Source organism: Embleya sp. L77 (genome assembly GCF_055557415.1).
Map to the genome: position 1 here is coordinate 1,832,840 of NZ_CM145709.1, position 20,114 is coordinate 1,852,953.

Genomic DNA, 20,114 nt, shown 5'->3' on the forward strand with positions numbered 1-20,114 from the left:
CCATGACGTCGCAGTCCCCGCGTCGCGATCAAATCCTCGCAGTGAGCCCCCTGGGTCGTCCGAACGCCCGCATCGTGATCGCCGCGCACCGGGCCGGCGCGCTCGGGGTGCTCGATCTCGGCCGGGAGCGCGATCCGGCGCTCGACGCGCTGGCCGAGGCGTCCGCGGTCCCGTCCTTCGGTGTTCGGGTGCCGGTGGGTTGTCCGCTGGGCCCGCACGAGTTGCCCGAAGGGGTGGACGTCGTGCTCCTGGCGCCGGACGCGCCGTGGTCGCTCGCGGACGTCGGCCCCGGGCTGCGGGTCCTGGTCGAGGTCACGTGCGCCGAGGCGGCTCACGCGGCGGTGGCGGCCGGGGCTGCGGGGGTGATCGCGCGCGGCGCCGAAAGCGGCGGGCGGTGCGGCGAGTTGACCACGTTCGTCCTGCTCCAGCAGTTGCTCGCGGACGATCGGGTCTCGGTTCCGGTCTGGGCGGCCGGAGGAATCGGGCCGCACACCGCCGCCGCGGCGGTCGCCGGTGGTGCCGCCGGCGTGCTGCTGGACACCCAGCTGGCCCTGGTGGCGGAGAGCACACTGCCGGCCGACGTCGCGGCGGCCGTGCGGGTGATGGACGGCAGCGAGACGGTCGTGATCCGCGGCCATCGGGTCTACCGGCGTCCGGACCTGCCGATCGCGCGGCTGGCCGAGCAGGCCGCCGACCTCGGCGCCGCGCTGGGTACGGGCGGGCTGCACCGCGAGCTGTTGCCGGTCGGGCAGGACGGCGCGTCGGCCGCCCGGCTCGCGGATCGCCACGGCACGGCCGGTCGGGTGCTGCGGGCGGTGCGCGAGGCGATCGTGGATCACGTGGCCTCGGCGGCCCGGCACGGGGTGGGACCGCGGCCGGTGCAGGGGCCGATGACGCGGGTGAGCGACCGGGCCGCGTTCGCGCAGGCGGTGGCCCGCGAGGGCGGGCTGCCCTTCCTGGCGTTGTCCCTGCTCCGCGGCCCGCAGGTGGGCGCGCTGCTCACCGAGACCGCCGCGCTGCTCGGCGACCTGCCGTGGGGGGTGGGCCTGCTCGGCTTCGCCCCGCCGGAGCTGCGCGAGGAGCAGCTTGCCGCGGTGCTTGCCGCCCGCCCGCCGTATGCACTGATCGCCGGCGGTCGGCCGGATCGCGCCGCGCCGTTGGAGGCCGCCGGGATTCGCACCTATCTGCATGTGCCCTCCCCCGGATTGTTGACGCAGTTCCTGCGGGAGGGCGCCCGGCGGTTCGTCTTCGAGGGCACCGAGTGCGGTGGCCACGTCGGGCCGCGCGCCAGTTTCCCGCTGTGGGAGGCGCAGTTGCACGAACTGCTCTCGTTCGTCGAACGACACGGCGGTGCGGCGGAGTTGGATCTGCTGTTCGCGGGCGGGATCCACGACGCGCGCTCGGCCGCGATGGTGGCCGCGGCGGCGGCGCCCCTGGTCGAGCGCGGGGCCTCGATCGGCGTGCTGATGGGCACCGCGTACCTGTTCACCCGCGAGGCGGTGGACAGCGGCGCGATCGTGCCCGGGTTCCAGGCCGCGGCGGTCGAGTGCGCGTCGACCGCGCTGGTGCAGACCGCGCCCGGGCATGCCACCCGCTGCGCCGGCACGCCCTTCGTGGCCGCGTTCGAGGCCGCCCGGCGCGATCTGGAGGCGCGCGGCGTGCCGTCCCGGCAGGTCTGGGCCGAGTTGGAGCAGCTCAATCTGGGTCGGTTGCGGATCGCCGGCAAGGGACTGCGGCGCGAGGCGGGCGCGTTGGTCGCGGTGGACGCGGACACCCAGCGCCGGGACGGCATGTTCATGCTGGGGCAGGCCGCGGTGTTGCGGTCCGCGCCGACCGACGTCGCCACGCTGCACCGCGAGGTCACCACCGGGTCGGCCGCGTGGCTGGCCCGCCGGGTGCGCGAGTTGGGCGGGCCCACCCGGCCGGCCGCGCCTCGACCGCAGGACGTCGCGATCGTGGGCATGGCCTGCGTGCTGCCGGGCGCACCGGACCTGGCGAGCTACTGGCGCAACATCCTGGCCGGCGTCGACGCGGTGACCGAGGTGCCGCGCGAACGCTGGGACGTGGAGCGCTACTTCGCGGCCGGTGCCGAACCGGGCAACACCGTGCGCGGCTCGGTCCGCGGCGCCGCCCCCGGGGCGGTCCCGCCCGGACGGACCCCGTCCAAGTGGGGCGGGTTCGTGCCCGCGATCGGGTTCGACGCGACCGGATACGGGATCCCGCCCGCCTCGCTGGCCGCCATCGAGCCGGCCCAACTGCTCGCGCTGCACGTCGCGTCGGGAGCGCTGGCGGACGCCGGCTACGGACCCGGACGGGCCTTCGCCCGCGAGCGCACGTCGGTGATCTTCGGCGCCGAGGCGGGCGCCGACCTGGCCGGCGCCTACGGCTTCCGTGCGCTGTTCCCGGGATACTACGGCGCGTTGCCCGCCGACCTGGACGGCCGACTCCCCTCCCCCACCGAGGACTCCTTTCCCGGCGTACTGGCCAACGTGATCGCCGGCCGGATCGCCAACCGGCTCGACCTGGGCGGCGTCAACTACACCGTGGACGCCGCGTGTGCGGCCTCGTTGGCAGCGCTGGACCTGGCCTGCAAGGAGCTGAACACCGGCTCCAGCGACCTGGTGTTGTGCGGCGGGGTGGACACCCACAACGGGATCAACGACTTCCTGATGTTCTCCTCGGTGCGCGCGCTGTCGCCGACCGGGCGCTGTGCGACGTTCGACGCGGACGCGGACGGGATCGCGCTGGGCGAGGGCGCGGTATGCGTGCTGCTCAAGCGGCTCGCGGACGCCGAACGCGACGGCGACCGGGTGTATGCGGTGGTCAAGGGCGTCGGCGGGTCCAGCGACGGCCGCTCGCTCGGCTTGACCGCGCCGCGTCCCGAGGGCCAGCGGCGGGCGCTGGAGCGTGCCTATCGGGCGGCGGGCGTCTCCCCGGCCCGGGTCGGCCTGGTCGAGGCACACGGCACCGGAACCGTGGTCGGCGACCGGGCCGAACTGGACACCCTCACCGAGGTGTTCACCGAGCACGGCGCCACCCCCGGGGACTGCGCGGTGGGCTCGGTGAAGTCCCAGATCGGGCACACCAAGTGTGCGGCGGGCCTGGCCGGTCTGGCCAAGGCCGCGCTGGCGGTGCACTTCGGGGTGCGCCCGCCGACCCTGCACCTGCGCCGGCCGCCGGACTCGGGGCCGTTCGTGTTCGACGGCCGGGCCCGCCCATGGACCGCGCCGGTCACCGAACGCATCGCGGGGGTGAGCGCATTCGGCTTCGGCGGGACCAACTTCCATGCGGTTCTCGCCGGTTCGGAGCTGTCCGGCACGGGCGGGCCGGGAGGAGCGGACGCCGCGTGGCCGGCCGAACTGTTCTGCTTCCGCGGCGCGGATCGCGCGGCGGCCCGGGCGGCAATGGATCGGCTCGCCACGCGGCTGGACACGGACGAGGACCTGCCGCTGCGGGGGCTGGCGGCGCTTGCCGATGGGGATTCCGGTGGCGGTGGTGCCGGTGCCGGCGCTGGTGCCGGTGGCCGTACCGGCGCCGGGGCCGGCGTCGAAGTCCCGGTACAGGTCGCCTTCGTCGCGACCGATCACGCCGATCTGCGGGTCAAGCTGACGCTGGCCCGCGCGGGTGCGGTCGATCCCGCCGGCGAGATCTTCCACCGGGAGGAGACCGGCACCGGGTCGGGCACCGGGTCCCATGGAGCAGCGGGCACCGGCGCGAACGACGCGGCGGGCGCCGGGGCGAACGGCGTAGCGGGCACCATATGGGCCGCCGAGTCGAGTGCCGCGACGGGCGCCGGAGCGGACACCGGTTCGGGTGCCGGGGCGGGATCCGCGATGGTTGCCGAGCCGGGCGCCGACGCCGGTGCCGGTGCCGGTGCCGACGCGGTCGGCCAGGTGGCGTTTCTGTATCCCGGACAGGGGAGTCAGCGGCCCGGGATGCTCGCGGATCTGTTCGCCCGCTTCCCCGAACTGTGCGACTCGCTGCGGGACATCGACCCGGAGTGCGTACAGGCCATGTTCCCGCCCGCCGCGTTCGGTGCCGAGGCACGGGCCGAGCAGTCGGCCCGGATCACCGACACCCGGCGTGCGCAACCCGCGCTCGGGGTGGCGGCGGTCGCGCTGACCCGGCTGCTCGACCGGTTCGGGGTGTGGCCGGACCAGGTCGCCGGGCACAGCTACGGCGAGGTGGCCGCGCTGTGGTCGGCGGGCGTGTTGTCCACCCGGGATCTGGGCCGGCTGGGCGAGGTGCGCGCGGCGGCCGTGCTGGCCGCCGCCGGGGCGGAGCCCGGTGCGATGGCGGCGGTCCCGGCCGACGCGGACCGGGTGGCCGAGGTGTTGGCCGGGGTCGACGGCGTCGTGCTCGCCAATCGCAACACCCCGACCCAGACCGTCGTGTCCGGCCCGGAGGCGGACCTGACCACGGCGATCGCCGCGCTGGAGGGGGCCGGGCTGTCCGCACGCCGGCTGCCCGTGGCGTGCGCGTTCCACAGCCCCGTGGTCGCGGCGGCGGCCGACACCCTCACGGCCGCCGTCGCGGACCTGGACGTACGCACGCCCAAGATCCCGGTGTGGTCCAACTGCACCGCCGCGCGCTATCCGGACACGCCCGCCGAGGTACGCGCGCTGATCGCCCGCCAAGTGGCCGAACCGGTGCGCTTCGCCGAGCAGATCGAAGCGATGTACGCGGCGGGCGTGCGGATCTTCGTCGAGGCCGGGCCGGGCCGGGCGCTGACCGGCATGGTCCGCACGATCCTGGGCGACCGGCCGCACACCGCGGTGGCCTGCGACGTGCCCGGCGAGGACGGCCTGCGCCGACTGCTCACCGCTCTGGCCGAACTCGCGGTCGCCGGCGTGCCGGTGCGGGTCGCGGGCGGCCTGGCCGGCCGGGTGCGGCCGGTGGACGTCGAGCCCGGCCCCCGCCCGGCCTGGACCGTGGACGGCCACCTGGTGCGCACGGCCGACGGTCGGCCGGTGCCCGGTGGGCTCCTCCCGGCGACCCCGCTGGCCCCGCTGCCCGCCGAGCCGGCAGCCGGCCCGGGCGTGTCCGCAGGGTCCGCAGGGTCCGCAGGGTCCGCGCGGGACGCGGTGCTGCTCGAATACCTGGCCGGCGCGCGGGCCGCGGTCGCCGCCCAGCGCGAGGTGCTGCTCGGCTACCTGGGGGTCCCCGGTGGGGTGCCCGAGGCGCCGCCCGCCGCTGCCGGACCGGTGCCGGCCGCCCTGCCGCTACCCGAGCCCGAGCCGGTCGCGGTGGTTGCCCCGGCCGAGGAGCCGGGCGGACCGCTCACCCGCGAGCACGTCTTGGCCGTGGTCCTCGACATCGTGGGCACCCGGACCGGCTATCCCCGGGACATGCTCGATCCGGCGCTCGACCTGGAGGCGGATCTGTCCGTCGACTCGATCAAGCGCACGGAGATCATCGGCGAACTGGCCCTGCGGCTGCGGCTGCCCGGCGCGGTCGCCGGAACGGGCGCCGGCACGGGCGGTGCGCCGGGCTCGGCCGACGAGGCGGTGATCGAGCAGCTGGCCAAGGTCAAGACGATCGACGCGATCGTGGCAGGCGTACTGGCGGTCGACGCCGGGGCGGATGCGCGCGCGGGGTCGATGCCGACATCGGCACCGGCGTCGGGGTCGGGGTCGGGGTCGGGTGAATGGGCGTCGCCGGCGCCGCCGATCGAGCCCGCCGAACCGGTCGGGGCGGCCCGGGAGGAGCCCGCTCCGCCCGGCGCCGACCGGCCCACCCGACACCTGGTCGAGTGTGTGCCGATCGAGGACCCGCCGACCGCGAGCGAGGCGGGGCCGCCCACCGGCGACGCGCTGCGCGGTCGCCGGGTGGTCCTGGTCGAGGACGGCGGCGGGATCGCCTGGGCGCTGGCCGACCTGCTCGCGGCGCACGGCGTCGTGGTCGAGTCGCGTGCCCGGGATCGGGCCGAACCGGCCGACGACGATCGGCCGGACCCGGCGTGGTCGGAGGTCGACACGCTGGTGCACCTGGCCGCGCTCGCCGACGGCCCGGACCCGATCCTCCCGGATGCCTTCGCGCTGCTGCGGGCCGCGCTGGTGGGCGGCGTACGGCAGGTGTTCCTCGGCACGGCCGGCGGCGGCCACTTCGGTCGGGCACGGGCCGCCGCCGGCTCCGATCCGGTGCCGGGCGCGGGCCTGGCCGGGTTTGCCCGGTCCGCCGCGCTGGAGTATCCGGACCGGGTGCTGCGGGTGCTGGATCTGGACCCCAAGGAGGAACCGGCCCGGATCGCCCGCCGACTCCTGGCCGAACTGGGCCGCACGCCGGGCCGGCCCGAGCCCGGCGACCCCGTGCTGCTCGGCCTGTCCGGCGACCGTCGGCTGACCCTGCGCACTCGGCCGGCACCGCTGCCCGACCTGTCGCCCGCCGACCGGGACGAGCTGCTGCGCGAGCGGCTCGGGCCGGACTCGGTGGTACTGCTGACCGGTGGCGCACGCGGTATCACCGCTCGGACGGCCGTCGGCCTGGCCCGAACCACCGGGTGTCATGTCGAGGTGCTCGGTCGCACCGGCGACGACGGCGCCCCGGAGCCCGCCGCGCTCGCCGACGCGGCGGACGCGCCCGCGCTGCGGGCCGCGTTGATCGCGACCGGGGTGCGCGAGCCGGCCCGGATCGAGGCCGAGCTGACCCGGGTGCTGAACCGTCGCCATGTCCGCGCGACGCTCACCGAGCTGGGCGAACACGCGGCCTCGGTACGGCTGCACGTGGCCGACGTCACCGACGCCGACGCGGTGCGCCGGGTCCTGACCGGGATCGCCGAGCGGCACGGTCGGCTCGACGGAATCGTGCACGGCGCCGGCGTGCTGGCCGATCGGCTGCTCGTGGACAAGACCGCGGAGTCCTGCCGGCAGGTGTTCGCCACGAAGGTGGCCGGGGCGCGGGCCCTGGTCACGGCACTGCGCACGCTGCGGCCCACGTTGGCGCCACCGGCGTTCCTGGCCATGTTCGGCAGCGTCGCGGGGGTGTACGGAAATCGGGGCCAGACCGACTATGCCGCCGCCAACGACGCGCTGGCCACCCTCGCCCGGCACTGGTCCGCCGAATCCGAGGACACGCTCGCGCCGGTCGCGGAACGTGTGGTGACCATCGACTGGGGTCCGTGGGCGGCGACCGGCGGCGGCATGGTGACGCCGGAGTTGGCCCGCGAGTACGCCCGGCGCGGCGTCCCGTTGATCGACCCCGAGCACGGCGTGCAGGCGCTGCTCACCGAACTGGCCTCGGGCCGGGGCCCACAGGCCGTGTACGTATGCCTCCCGGCGCACGGGCCGGTGTCCGGATGAGCGCCGGGATCGGCGTGCGCGGCCCACGTCCCGACGACGCGGCGATCGTCGGGATCGGCGCGATCTTCCCGGGGGCGGCCGACCCGGCCGGCTTCTGGCGGCTGATCGAGTCCGGCGGCGACGCGATCACCGACGTGCCGCGCAATCGCTGGGATCCGGCGCTCTACTACGCACCGGGCACGGCCGGCGAGCCCGCCCGCAGCGACCGGTTCTACTGCCGGCGCGGCGGCTTCGTGGACGACCTGGCCACGTTCGATCCGGTGCACTTCGGCATCATGCCCGCGGTGGTCGCCGGTGCCGAGCCGGACCAGCTGTTCGCGCTGCGGGCCGGCGCCGAGGCGATCGCCGACGCGGGCGGCGAGGCCCGATTGCCGGACCGGTCCCGGATCGGCGTGGTCTTCGGCCGCGGCGGTTACATGGGCGTGGCCACCGCCCGGCTCGATCAGCGAGTCCGCACGGCGCACCAACTGACCAGCCTGCTGGGCGAGTTGGCCCCCGAGCTGGGGCGGGACCGGTTGACCGCGATCCGAGCGGCGTTCTGTGCCTCGCTCGGTCCCGAGCAGCCCGAGGCGTCGATCGGCCTGGTGCCCAGCTTCACCGCGTCCCGGATCGCCAACCGGCTCGACCTGGGCGGGCCCGCCTACACGCTGGACGCGGCCTGTGCGACCTCACTGCTCGCGCTGGACCAGGCCGCCGCCGAGTTGCGCTCCGGGCGCTGCGACGCGGTGCTCGCGGGCGCCGTGCATCACTGCCACATCGCGACGTTGTGGAGCGTGTTCACCCAGCTGCGCGCACTCAGTGCAAGCGAGCGGATCCGGCCGTTCGACCGGGCGGCGGACGGCACGCTGATCTCCGAGGGCACCGGCGCGGTGCTGCTCAAACGGTTCGCGGACGCCGAACGCGACGGTGACCGGGTGTACGCGGTGGTCCGCGGCGTCGGCGTCTCCAGCGACGGCCGGGCGGCGAGTCTGCTGAGCCCGCTGGTCGAGGGGCAGGTCCGGGCCCTGGAGCAGGCCTGGCGGGCGGCCGGGCTGGATCCGACCGAACCCGGTCTGCTCGGCCTGCTCGAAGCCCACGGCACCGGCACCCCGGTCGGCGACGAGGCGGAACTGGCCACGCTGGGCAAGGTCTTCGGGCCGCGCTCGGGCAACGGCCCGGCCGACGTCGCCCTGGGCACGGTCAAGTCCAACATCGGCCACGCGATGCAGGCGTCCGGGATGGCGGGCCTGATCAAGGCCGCGCTCGCGCTGCATCACCGTACGCTCCCACCGACCCTGCACGTCCGGGACCCGCATCCGGCCTTCGCCGGCACCCGGATGCGCCCGCAGACCCACGCCGAGGCGTGGCCGGCCAACCCGGCGGGCAGCCGACTCGCGGCGGTCGACGCCTTCGGCTTCGGCGGCGTCAACGCGCACGCGGTCCTCGAACAACCACCGACGGGACGGCCGGTCGCCCTGCCCACCGCAGGCGGATCGGCGGTCCCGCGGGAGACCCGGGGCACCGGGCGCGGGCCGGTGGTGCCGGACGCGCCGCCCACCGGGGCGGGGCCGGTCGCGCCGGCCGCGCCGCCCGCTCAGGCCGGCCGGGTCGTGGCCCCGGATGTGCCGCCCGTCCCGGGCAACCCGGTGACCGCACCCGACGTGTTGACCCTGGCCGCCGATTCGGTGGCCGAACTGGCCCGGCTGCTGGCCGAGATCGCCGCGGGGCGACCGGCGCCGACCCGGCCCGCCGGACCGGCCGGGCCGTGTCGGCTTGCGGTCGCGAATCCGACCCCGAAGCGGCTCGCGCTGGCCGCCCGGGCGGTCGACCGCGGCGTGCCGTGGCGCGGCCGGGCCGAGATCTGGTTCACCCCGCGCCCGTTGCTCGGCCCGGACGCACCGAATCCGGGCCGGGTCGCGTTCCTGTTTCCCGGTCTGGAGCCGGAGGTGTCGCCGCGCCTGGACGACCTGGCCGACGCGTACGGTCGGCCCCGGCCCGAGTTGGCCGGCGCCGAGGATCTGGTCGGCCGGGCCGTGGACGCGTTGACCGCGGGCCGTTTCCTGGCGGCCGAGTTGGAACGGGCGGGCCTGGTCCCGGATCTGCTGGCCGGGCACAGCATGGGCGAGTGGACCGCGATGGTGGTGGCCGGGATGTACCCGCGCACCGCCGTGGACGGCTTCCTCGCCTCGTTGCGGCCGGACTCGCTGGCCGTTCCGGACCTGGTGTATGCGGCGGTGGGCTGCGGAGCGGCGGTCGCCGGGCGATTCACGGGTACCACCGGTCCGGTGGTCGTCTCGCACGACAACTGCCCGAATCAGAGCGTGCTGTGCGGTCCCGGTGACGCGGTCGCCGAGGTGCTGGGCAGGTTGCGCCGGGAGGGCATCGTGGCCGGCGAACTGCCGTTCCGGTCCGGGTTCCACACCCCGATGTGGGCGCCCTACCTCGGACAGGTGGCCGACGCGTTCGAGCAACTCCCGCTGCGGGCCCCGCGGGTGTCGGTGTGGTCGGCGACCGGGATCGCGCCCTACCCGGCGGACGCGGCCGCGGTGCGTGAACTGACCGTACGTCACCTCCTGGAGCCGGTCCGGTTCCGGGAGTTGATCGAGGAGCTGTACGCGGGCGGCGTGCGGGTGTTCGTCCAGCCGGGCGCGGGCAGCCTGGTCGGCTTCGTGCACGACACGCTGCGCGGACGCGATGTGCTGGCCGTCGCGGCGCACTCGACCCTGCGCCCGGGCCTGGCGGGCTTCCGGCGCGCCACGGCGGCGCTGTGGGTGGAGGGCGCGGCAATCGATCGGGCCGAACCGGCACGCACACCCGACCCCGACCTCGACCACGCGCCCGCACCCACGCCCGTACTCGGCCGCGCGCCCACCCCGGCGCACCCACCCACCCCCGACCACGCACCGGCCCCGGCCCCCGCACCCGCCTTCGGTGGCGCGCCCGCCCCGGCATCCGCGTCCACACCCGGCCTCGCGCCCACCCTCGCTTTGGACCACTCACCCGACCTCGCACCCACCCCGCCCTCCACGCCCGCCCCGGCCGGCGCACCCGACCTCGGCCCCGGCCCCGTGCCCGCCCCGGCGTCCCCGCCCGCCGGTCCGATCATCCGGCTCGATCTCGGGTCGCCGTTGGTCACCTTGGGGCCGGCCGCAGGCCCGTTGCGGCTCACGGGCGCTCCGCGCTCGACCGCCGACCATCCGGTGCTCGCCGCCTTCCACGCGGCGCTGGCCGAAGCCGATCGTTCGGTGACCGAGGTCGCCGAGCTGAGCCGTGTCCCGTCGCCGGCCGCCCCGCCGTCGGTCGACGCCGAGCAGCGCCGGGCGTACCGGTTCTCCCTGGCCGGGCACCCGTACGTCCGCGACCACTGCGTCTACGAGCAGCCCGACTGGTGGCCGGACCCGGCGGACCGGTTCCCGGTACTGCCGATGACCACGCTGATCCGGCTGGCCGGCCGGGAGGCGTGCGCGGCGGCCGGACCGGGCCGGGTGGTCGCCGGGTATCGGGACGTACGCGCGCTGCGCTGGCTGCCGGTGGCCCCGCCGACGGACACCGAGGTGGTCCGCACGCCCCTGGCCGCGGACCGGATCCGGGTCGGCTTCGGCCACTACATGTCCACCGAGGTGCTGCTCGCGGACGAGCATGCCGCCCGCCCCGCACCGGCGGCCGATCGCACGCCGCTGACCGGCGAGGGGCCCGCGCCGGTGAGCGCGCAGGACCTCTACCGGGATCGCTGGATGTTCCACGGACCGGGATTCGCCGGGATCGACCAGGTGCTGACCGTCGCCGACGACGGCATCCGCGGCATCGTGCGCGCACTGCCCGCACCCGGTGCGCTGCTCGACGCGGCCGGGCAACTGCTGGGCCACTGGATGCAGTTGCGCCTGACCACGGATCGCCTGGTGTTCCCGATGTCGGTGGCGGCGATCGACGGGTACGGGCCGCCGGTCGAGCCGGGCGCGCGGCTGCTGGCCACCGCGCGGATCCGGGAGGTCCGGGCGACCACCGTGCGCGGCGACGTCGAGCTGGTGGACCTGGAAACCGGCGCGGTGCGGATCCGGGTGCACGACTGGGTCTACCGCCGGTTCGCCGCCGACGAACGGGTGTGGCCGATGAAGTTCACCCCGCACACCACCGGGATCGCCGAGCCGCAGCCCGAGGGTTGGTGTCTGGTGCGTACCCGCTGGCCCGACCCGGCGGCACAGGATCTGGTGACGCGGCGCTACCTGGATACCGCCGAGCGGGCCGAGTTCGAGGCCGCGGCGCCCCGGGAGCGCCGGGGTCGGCTGCTCGGGCGGGTCGCGGTCAAGGACGCGGTCCGGCAGTACCTGTGGGCGCGCGGGCACGGCCCGCTGTATCCCGCACAGGTGCGGATCGGCTCCGACGAGACCGGCCGCCCGCTCGCGCACGTGGTCGTGGAACCCGGCAGCAACGCCCCGGCGCCGCCGCACGTGTGCCTCGCGCACAGCCATCGGTTGGGCGTCGCCGCCGCGGGCGCCGTGCCGATCGGCATCGACATCGCCCTCCTCGACCCCGCCGCCGACCTCTCGGCCCTGGAACACGACGCGCTGACCGCCGAGGAGCGCCGACTGCTGGACACGCTCGCGGGCGCCGAACCCACCTCGCGACACCTGTGGGTGCTGCGCTTTCGGTGTGCCAAGGAGGCGGTCGGCCGGGCGCGGGGCACGGACCCGGCCGACCGGCGGGCGGATCCGGTGGTCGCCTCGGCCCGGCTCACCGGCCCGCACGACGCCGAGTTGTCCGTGGGCACGGGCCCGCCCGACCGCGCCGGACACCTCGTCCGTACCCGGGACGTGGCGGACCCCGACGGCTCGCGGATCGACCACTACGTGGTCGCGTGGACGAGCACGCGGCCCGACGAACACCGCAACGGTTTCCCCACTACCTCACATGGGAGCACCCGATGAGCGCGGACCCGCACGCCGACCGGATCCTGGCCGAGGTCGCCGGGATGCTCGCCGAGATCGTCGGCGAGGAACTGCTGATCGCCGCCGAGATCACCCCGGACAGCGGCTTCGACGACGATCTGGCCTTGGAGAGCATCGAGTTCGTCGCCCTGGCCGGACGGCTCCAGGAGCGCTACGGCGACCGGGTCGACTTCATCGCCTTCCTCGCCGACCTGGAGATCGAGGAGATCATGGCGATGACCGTCGGCCGGCTCGTGGAGCACATCGCGACGTGCACGCGCTCCGAGGCCGTCGGCGGTGGCCGATGAGCGAGGTGCATGCGAACGGGCTGCGCTTTCACGTCCAGCGGCTGGGGGCGCCCGCCGACCGGCCCGCACTGCGCACGCCGGTGGTCTTCCTGCACGGCCTGGTCCTGGACAACCTCTCCAGCTTCTATTACACGCTGGCCGCGCCGATCGCCCGCGCGGGCTCCGAGGTCGTGCTCTACGACCAGCGCGGACACGGCCGCACCGAGCGACCTCGGACCGGATACGACCCGGACACCGCGGTCGCCGACCTGGCCGCCCTTTTGAAGGCGTGCGACGTGACGACCCCGGTGCACCTGGTCGGCAACAGCTTCGGCGGCCTGATCGCACTGCACGCCGCCCGGACCCGCCCCGACCTGGTCGCGAGCCTGGTGCTGATCGAGGGACAGTGCCTGGACCTCCCGGCCGGCAGCGAACCGTACGCGGGCGGCTGGGTCGAGGAGTTGGCCAACACGCTCAACCTGGCCGCGCTGGGCCTGGAGTCACATCCCGGCCCGGATCGGCTGCCCACCGGGCCGGCCCGCAAGGCGGCTCGGCTGCGGGCCGGCGCCGACGCGCTCCTGAACGGCACCACGCTGATCGAGGACGTCACCCTGTTGCGCGCACCGACCCCGGACGAACTGGCCGACCTGGCCTGCCCGGTCCTGGCGCTGTACGGCGAGCTGTCCGAACTCACGCCCCCGGCGCGGCGGTTGGCCGAGCTGCTGCCCGACTGCACACTCACCGTGCTGCCCGGCGTCGCGCACACCGTGCTGCGCGAGGCCACCGCGCCCGTGCTGGGCGCACTGCTCGACTGGTTGCCGCGGCACGATTCGGCCCACGGCCGGGCCGGGGCCGGCCGATGAGGTTCATGTTCGTGGTCCCGCCGTTCACCGGACACGTCAATCCCACGGTCGCGGTCGCCGCCGCGCTCGTCGAGCGCGGACACGAGGCGGTGTGGTGCGGACCGCCCGACATCCTGGAGCTGCTCCCGCTCGGCGCCCGGCTGTTCACCACCGGCAACTCGCCGGACCGGGCCGGCGGTTACGCCGCACTGCACGCGAACTGGCAACGGCTGCGCGGGGTGGCCGCGCTGCGCTTCCTGGTCGAGGAGACGCTGGTACCGCTCGCGCACGCGATGTTGCCCGGCGTGACCGCGGCCGTGGCCGGCTACCGGCCGGACGTGGTCATCGCCGACCAGCAGACCTTCGCCGGGGCGTTCGCCGCGGTCCGGGCCGGCGTGCCGTGGGCCACCTCGGCAACCACCTCGGCCGAGTTCACCCGGCCGCTGGTGGGCTTCCCGAAGGTCGCCGACTGGGTGCGGGCCCGGATCGCCGAGGCCGCGGTCGCGGCCGGCGTACCCGCCGACTGTGATCCGCGCTTCTCCGCCCGGCTCGTGCTGGTCTTCTCCACCCCGGAGCTGGTCGGCCTGACCGAGCCGGTCCCGGCGCACCACTGCTATGTGGGACCCGCGTTCGGCCCCAGGCCGGTGGCGGTGGACTTCCCGTGGGACCGGCTCGACCCGCAACGACGCCGGGTCCTGGTCTCGCTCGGCACCCTCAACCGTGAGGCCGGCGACCGGTTCTATCCGGCTGTGGTGGCCGCCACCCGACCGCTTGCCGACCGCCTCCAGCTGATCCTGGCCGCGCCCGAACGGCTGGTCGGCGAACCCGCCGAGCACGTCCTGGTCCGCGAGTACGTCCCGCAACTGGCCCTGCTCCCGCACCTGGACGCGGTGGTCACGCACGGCGGCCACAACACCGTGTGCGAGGCGCTCGCGTTCGGCCTGCCGCTGGTGCTCGCGCCGATCCGCGACGATCAGCCGATCGTGGCCCGTCAGGTGGTGGCCGCGGGCGCCGGCGTCCGGGTGCGCTTCGGCCGCGCGCACGTGCCGGAACTGCGCGCGGCCGTCACCGATGCGCTGGATCGTCCCGAACTGCGCGCGGGCGCCTGCCGAGTGCGCGCCTCGTTCGCCGCGGCCGGCGGCGCCCGCGCCGCCGCCGACCGTTTGGAGAAGTTGTGCTGAACCCCGTCGTCGGACCGTTCCCGTGGCTCGCCCTGCTGATCGCTCTCGGCCTGCTGGGCGGCACCCGTACGCTGCGCCGCCGGCTGCGCGCGCTGCCCTCGCTGCCCGCCGCCCCCACCGACGACCGGCCGATCGGCGCCTGGACCTGCGTCACCGCGACCGGGGTCCGTCCGAACCGGGCCACCCTCCGCGCCGCCGTCGCCCATGCGGAGCGGCACGGGTTGCTGCTGCTCGACCTGGTCCCCGGCGACCTGCCCGCCGATGAACTGCTCACCCTGCTCGGCCGGTTGGACCCGGATCGGATCCGCCGCGACCCGCTCGCCCGCGGCCGGGGCGCGGGCCACGCCCTGCTCGTGCACGAGGACGTGCTGCGCCGCGCCGCCGTCCCGGCCGTCGACCTGGTCGACCCCGAGGCCCCCGAGCTGATCGAACTCATCGCCCGACTCCGCCCGTTCGCGGCCCTGGGCACCGGCCACGCGGTCGCACCCGAGCTGACCGCGACCCGACCGGACCCGTCCCTGCGCAAGCGTCGGCTGCGGGCGGCCGGTGTTCCGGTGTGGCCCACCCTGGTCGGAAATCTGGGTGAGGCCGCCGCCTACACCGGTACGTGTGTGGCCACCCCGTTCTGGGGCGCACTGGCCTTCCTGGCCATGTGGATCCAGCCGTACGCGGTGGTCGCCGGCCGCTCGCCGGTGCGCCCGCGCGACCTGGGTCGGGCCTGTGCGCTGCGGCCGGTCCTGGCCGTCGGGCGCTGGGTGCGCGCGGTGTCCGGGCCCCGCCCGACCCGGGCCGCCGCGCCGGCGGTGGATCCGGCGGCCCTGCGCCCGGAGTACGCCCGCAGCGTCGCCGACGGCCTGGACGCGTTCTTCGAGGAGCGCCGGGAGACCTGCCCGTGGTGCGGCTCGACCCGGCTCACGGTGCGCAGCCGGATCGGCGACCACCTCCAGGGCAAACCCGGCCGGTTCACCCTGGAGCGCTGCCGGGACTGCGCGCACGTCTTCCAGAACCCTCGGCTGTCCCTGGCCGGACTGGAGTACTACTACCGCGACTTCTACGACGGGCTCGGCGGCCCGGGCGCCGAGGCGCTGTTCGCCACCATGTCGCGCACCTACCGGGCGCGCGCCGAACTGGTGCGTCGAAACCTGCCGGCGGACACCGCCCCGCGCGCCTGGCTGGACGTGGGGACCGGGCACGCGCACATGTGCCTGGTCGGTCGAACCGTGCTGCCGGACACCGTCTTCGACGGCCTCGACCTCGGCGACGGCGTCGCGGAGGCCGAGCGGCGCGGCTGGATCCGGACCGCATATCGCGGCCAGTTCCCGGAGTCGGCCGACGATCTGGCGGGCGGCTACGACATGGTCGGCATGCACCACTACCTGGAGCACACCCGCGATCCCTTCGCCGAACTGGACGCCGCCGCGAAGGTCCTGGTGCCGGGCGGCCGGCTGCTGATCGAACTGCCCGACCCGCACTGCTGGTACGGCCGGCTGCTGCGCGGCCTGTGGCTCCCGCTGTTCCAGCCCCAGCACCAGCACCTGATGCCCTGGCGCAACCTGGAGGCCGCGCTCAACGCCCGCGGGTTCACCGTCGTCGCGCGCGAGCACGGCCGGGCGCACCAGGGCAACGACTTCACCGGGGCGGTGTCCCAGGCGCTCACCGTGCTCGCACCGAATCCGGCCATGCCGTGGATCGTCGGCGGCCCGACCCCGCTGCGCCGGGCCCGCCGCATCGCGCTGGTCGCCCTGTCCGTTCCGTGCTTCGTGGCGGCCGTACTGCTCGATGCGGTCGGCCTGCTGCTCGCGCGCGTCGCCGGCGAGCGCGGCGGCAGCAACGCCTACCGCCTCCTCGCCCGAAAGGACCCGGGATGACCCATCCGCACAGTGGCCCACCGCCCACCTCACCGGCGGCGGCGTTGCCCGGCCTACGCAGCGCGGCGCCCGTGCTGCGCCTGGTGCCGTTCGCCTTCGCCCAGGCTTTCGGCCGCGCACCGGCCGGGGTCTGGTCCGCGCCGTACGTACTGCGCCTGTCCGGCTCGCCGGCCGGGCCGGGCACCGCCGTGGCGCTGTCCTGGCGAGTGGTGGTCGCCGCCGCGCCGCGCAACGACGGCTTGCTTCGGGTGGGCTCGATCGACCGGCCGGACGAGGGCGCCGAGTTCGACCCGGCGGGCGACATCGGGCCGGTCCCGGACTGGATCCGCCCGGTGCTCGCGGGCACCACCGGCGCGGGTGGGCTGGACCTGCTGGTGCACGCCGACCTGCCGGACAGCACCGGACTGTCCGCATCGGTCCCGCTGTCCTGCACGGCCGCGCTGATCGAGGCGGCCTTCCACGACCGGGCGGCGGGCACCGGTCGCCGGGCCCGGTTCGCCGACCCGCCGCTGGGCACGGTCGCGCTGTTCGGCCGGCCCGGCCACGTGCTGCTGATCGAGGACGCCGCCGGCGAGCCGACCCACGTGCCGTTCGACCCGGATCGGCTCGGCCTGCGGTTCGTGCTGGCGGTGCCCCGATGGGCCGACGGGAAGGACGTCGAATCCGCCGAGCCGGCCGAACGCCCGGCCGCCGACCCACCCGCGCTGCCGTCCCCGCCGGCGCGCAATGCGCTGGCCGCGGGCGCGATCGAGGCCCGGCCGCTGGGTGCGGGCGGGTCCACGATCGCGGTGGTGCCGGGTGCCGCGCTGGCCGACGTGCGCCGGGCGTTGGTGAACACCTACACCCGCGCCGGCGAGCCGGCGCCGCGCGTGCTCAGCGCCTCGGTCGGGTCCGCCTGTACGCGGGTGGCGTAGGACGGACCCGGCGGATCCCAACCGCGGGCGACGCCGGTGCCGATCCTCATACGTACTCCATCTCCTGGACACCCTGGCGCCGGGTGTAGTCGAGCAGTGCGCGCACCTCGCGGCTGATCGGACCGCGCCCGCGCACCAGGCCGACCGTCCTGATCAGCCGTGGGCTCATCGACCGCACGGCCACACTCGACGCGAACGGCTGGGCCAGGTCGGCGTACCACAACACCGATCCGTGTCCGGCCACCACGCACGGGATCCAGGCTCCGCGGTCGTCGGTCTCCATCGCGACCGTCGGCCGCACGCCGGCCGTGGCGAACAACATCTCGAAGTCGGCCCGCCGCGCGCTGCTGCGGGGAGGCAGGATCATCGGCAGCCCCTCCAGGTCCGTCCAGGAGACCGGATCCGACAGCCGGGTGTGCTTCGGCGAGACCAGCACCACCTCGTACGAGCGCAGCGGCAGCACCTCGAAGCCGCCGGGTGCGGGCAGGTCCACCAGCGCGATGTCCGTCTCGCCGGCGCGCAGCGAGGCGAACAGCGCCTCGCGGCTGTCCTGTCGGTCCACCACGATGTGCAACTCGGGGTGCAGCTTGGCCAGACCGGGCAGCAGGCCGCTGGTGCACTCGATGGCAAGCGTCGCGGTCGCGGCCAGGTGCACGGTGTCGCTGTGCGTCGGGTCCTCCACCTGTACGACGTCCTTGATCGCCTGCACGCCTCGAAGCACCTTGCGCGCGAGGTGGACCACCTGCACCCCGGCCGCCGTCGGCACCAGGCCGCGGCCGACCCGGGTGAACAGGACCACGTTCAGCTCGCGTTCGAGGCTCTGCAACGATCGGGACAGGGCCGGCTGGACCACGAAGAGTTCCTGTGCGGCACCGGTCATGCTGCCGTGTTCGGCGACGGCGATGAGGTAGCGCAACTGTTGGAGGGTCACGGGGTATCGATACCTCCGCCCGCGACCGGGCCGGCGACGACCCGTTCGTGCGCTCGGGTCCGGGTTCGCGCTCGACGTACCGCACGTTGGCTGTCGACCATGGTGTTCCTCCAGGGTGTGCCGTGTGCCGGGGACGAGTGGAAAGGTGACGCGGATCGGCCGCGCAGGCCGGCGCCGCGCTCGAGGCGACTGCTCCGAGCACCGCGCCGACCCGCCCGGTGGTGGTGCACTTTTCGACCGGCTTCGACCGGCTTCGATCGGCTTGCTGCGACTGTCGGCTGCGACCGGTGGGGGCGACCGGTTCGCTTGGATCGGTTCGCTCGAATCCGTTCGTTTCGACTGTGGGTCAGAACCAGCTCACGGTCCAGCGGAACGAGGTGCCGGCTTTCGCGCCCGTGGAGTCGGTCGCGGTCACCTCCACGGCGAACGTGCCCACCCCCCACGCCCGACCGGTGATCACACACGTGAGCGGATTCAGGAACAACCCCGCCGGAAGACCCCGCCCCGCACACGAATACGGCCCGGTCCCACCCGAGACCCCCAGCACCAGATTCACCCGCTGATCGAACTTCGAGGCCTGCGCCCCCGGATTTGCCACCGACACCGACGACGGACCACCGGGGATCGCCTCGGGGGGCAGCGGGAGCACCCAGAGCGGGCTGTTCGCGCCTTCCGAGCCGACGTACAGCGACTTGCCGTCGGGGGCGTACATCAGCGACTCGCCCTGGGTCGTGCTCGGCGAGGCGAACGTGGCGAGTTGTCGGCCCGGCGCCGAATAGACGGTGATGTCGGCGTAGTTGCGGATCGCGAACGAGCGCCCGTCCGGCGCGAACGCGCCGTCGGTCGAGGTGTCCGGTGCCGATCCGACCCTGGTCAACTCGTTGACCTGGTCGGTGCGCAGCTGCAGCGGGGCCGAATAGAGCGATCCGGGCGCGCCGAAGAGTTTGCTCGCCACGTACAGCCGGTTGTCGCGCGGGTCGATCATCGCGGTCTCGGCGTCGTGCGCACCGTCGGCGAACCGGAGCGGGAAGCTCGTCGCCGGCACGGTGGCATCGGCGAGCGTCGCGGGCTCGCCGATCCGATACAGCGTGACCTGCGTACGGCTGCCGAAGTTGTTGCCGATGTCGGCCGCGAAGATCGCCGGGTTGCCCGCGTCGTCCTTGCCGACCGCGATCGCCTCCCAGTCGGTGTTGCTCGCTCCCGACACGCGCAGCACCGCGACGGTGCGGCACGTGCTCGTGTCGATCGCGAACACGTCGGGGGTGTTCCCGCTGTCGTTGAGCGTGTAGGCGATGCCCGCATGCCGGGAACTGGGCGCCAGGCCGCTGGATTCGCCGATCCGCGCGTCGGCGATCTCGCACTGCACGCGCGGCGGGTCGACGGCGTGCGCGGGGCCGATGCCGGTGACCGTGGCCAGTGCCGTGGCGAGGGCGGCAACGGCGGCGGTACGGACAGAGCGGGTGACGACCGCGCCACCGGTGGTGCGTCGGCGACCGGGCCGTCCGCGGGCGCCGATCGGGGGACGAATCCTCGGATGGATACGGGGGCGTGATCTGTTCATGTTTCCAGGAGATGAGGCCGATCTCATCCACGTCCAATACCGGTCCGGCATGCATCCATGACGGACCGACATGTGTGCGCCGACACCGCACCGCTTGGGCATGGGTGCATGAGCGCAGGTTCTGAATGCGACCGGGCGCTCTCGCGCCACCCGGCCGGTTCAGCGCCCCGCGCGGCCAGTTCAGGCCCCGGAGTGGACCCGATGGCCGGCCCCGCCGCCCGGGCCGACGTCGATTCCGGTACGGGCGGGCGTCGTTGCTTCCGCAGGTCGGCGAATCCACGCTGCGATTCCGCTTCGTCCACGTCCAAGGAGGCGCCAGGTCATGTCC

The 20,114-nt window shown here is 75.1% G+C and carries 9 protein-coding genes; 7 read left to right on the top strand and 2 right to left on the bottom strand.

Annotated features, from left to right (window positions below; genetic code table 11):
* Positions 1–2 precede the first annotated feature (2 nt).
* Genes ACZOOI_RS07420 through ACZOOI_RS07450 form a run of 7 tightly spaced genes read left to right on the top strand, consistent with a single transcriptional unit; the run spans position 3 to position 17,294 of the window.
* Entirely contained in the window at positions 3–7,298 is a 7,296-nt protein-coding gene (locus tag ACZOOI_RS07420; RefSeq protein ID WP_465279996.1) for an SDR family NAD(P)-dependent oxidoreductase, read from the top strand.
* Positions 7,295–12,202: a type I polyketide synthase gene (locus tag ACZOOI_RS07425; protein ID WP_465279997.1), complete on the top strand. Its 4,908-nt coding sequence runs from the start codon at positions 7,295–7,297 to the stop codon at positions 12,200–12,202. Before ACZOOI_RS07420 ends, ACZOOI_RS07425 begins: the two co-directional genes overlap by 4 nt.
* Positions 12,199–12,510, top strand: coding sequence for an acyl carrier protein (locus ACZOOI_RS07430; protein WP_391581509.1), 312 nt, complete (start codon positions 12,199–12,201; stop codon positions 12,508–12,510). Before ACZOOI_RS07425 ends, ACZOOI_RS07430 begins: the two co-directional genes overlap by 4 nt.
* Complete coding sequence (locus tag ACZOOI_RS07435) at positions 12,507–13,352, top strand: alpha/beta fold hydrolase (RefSeq protein ID WP_465279998.1); 846 nt, start codon at positions 12,507–12,509, stop codon at positions 13,350–13,352. The genes ACZOOI_RS07430 and ACZOOI_RS07435 overlap by 4 nt, the downstream gene beginning before the upstream one ends.
* Positions 13,349–14,512, top strand: coding sequence for a glycosyltransferase (locus tag ACZOOI_RS07440; protein ID WP_465279999.1), 1,164 nt, complete (start codon positions 13,349–13,351; stop codon positions 14,510–14,512). Before ACZOOI_RS07435 ends, ACZOOI_RS07440 begins: the two co-directional genes overlap by 4 nt.
* On the top strand, positions 14,506–16,380 hold the full coding sequence (locus ACZOOI_RS07445) for a methyltransferase domain-containing protein (RefSeq protein WP_465280000.1): 1,875 nt from the start codon (positions 14,506–14,508) through the stop codon (positions 16,378–16,380). The genes ACZOOI_RS07440 and ACZOOI_RS07445 overlap by 7 nt, the downstream gene beginning before the upstream one ends.
* Positions 16,377–17,294, top strand: coding sequence for a hypothetical protein (locus tag ACZOOI_RS07450; protein WP_465280001.1), 918 nt, complete (start codon positions 16,377–16,379; stop codon positions 17,292–17,294). The genes ACZOOI_RS07445 and ACZOOI_RS07450 overlap by 4 nt, the downstream gene beginning before the upstream one ends.
* A 46-nt stretch (positions 17,295–17,340) precedes the next feature.
* On the opposite strand, the gene ACZOOI_RS07455 is transcribed toward ACZOOI_RS07450, so the two are convergent.
* Together ACZOOI_RS07455 and ACZOOI_RS07460 are read right to left on the bottom strand one after the other, a co-directional pair.
* On the bottom strand, positions 17,341–18,225 hold the full coding sequence (locus ACZOOI_RS07455) for a LysR family transcriptional regulator (RefSeq protein ID WP_465280002.1): 885 nt from the start codon (positions 18,223–18,225) through the stop codon (positions 17,341–17,343).
* Positions 18,226–18,571: 346 nt separating this feature from the next.
* On the bottom strand, positions 18,572–19,786 hold the full coding sequence (locus tag ACZOOI_RS07460; RefSeq protein ID WP_465280003.1) for a putative Ig domain-containing protein: 1,215 nt from the start codon (positions 19,784–19,786) through the stop codon (positions 18,572–18,574).
* Between the last annotated feature and the right edge of the window lie 328 nt (positions 19,787–20,114).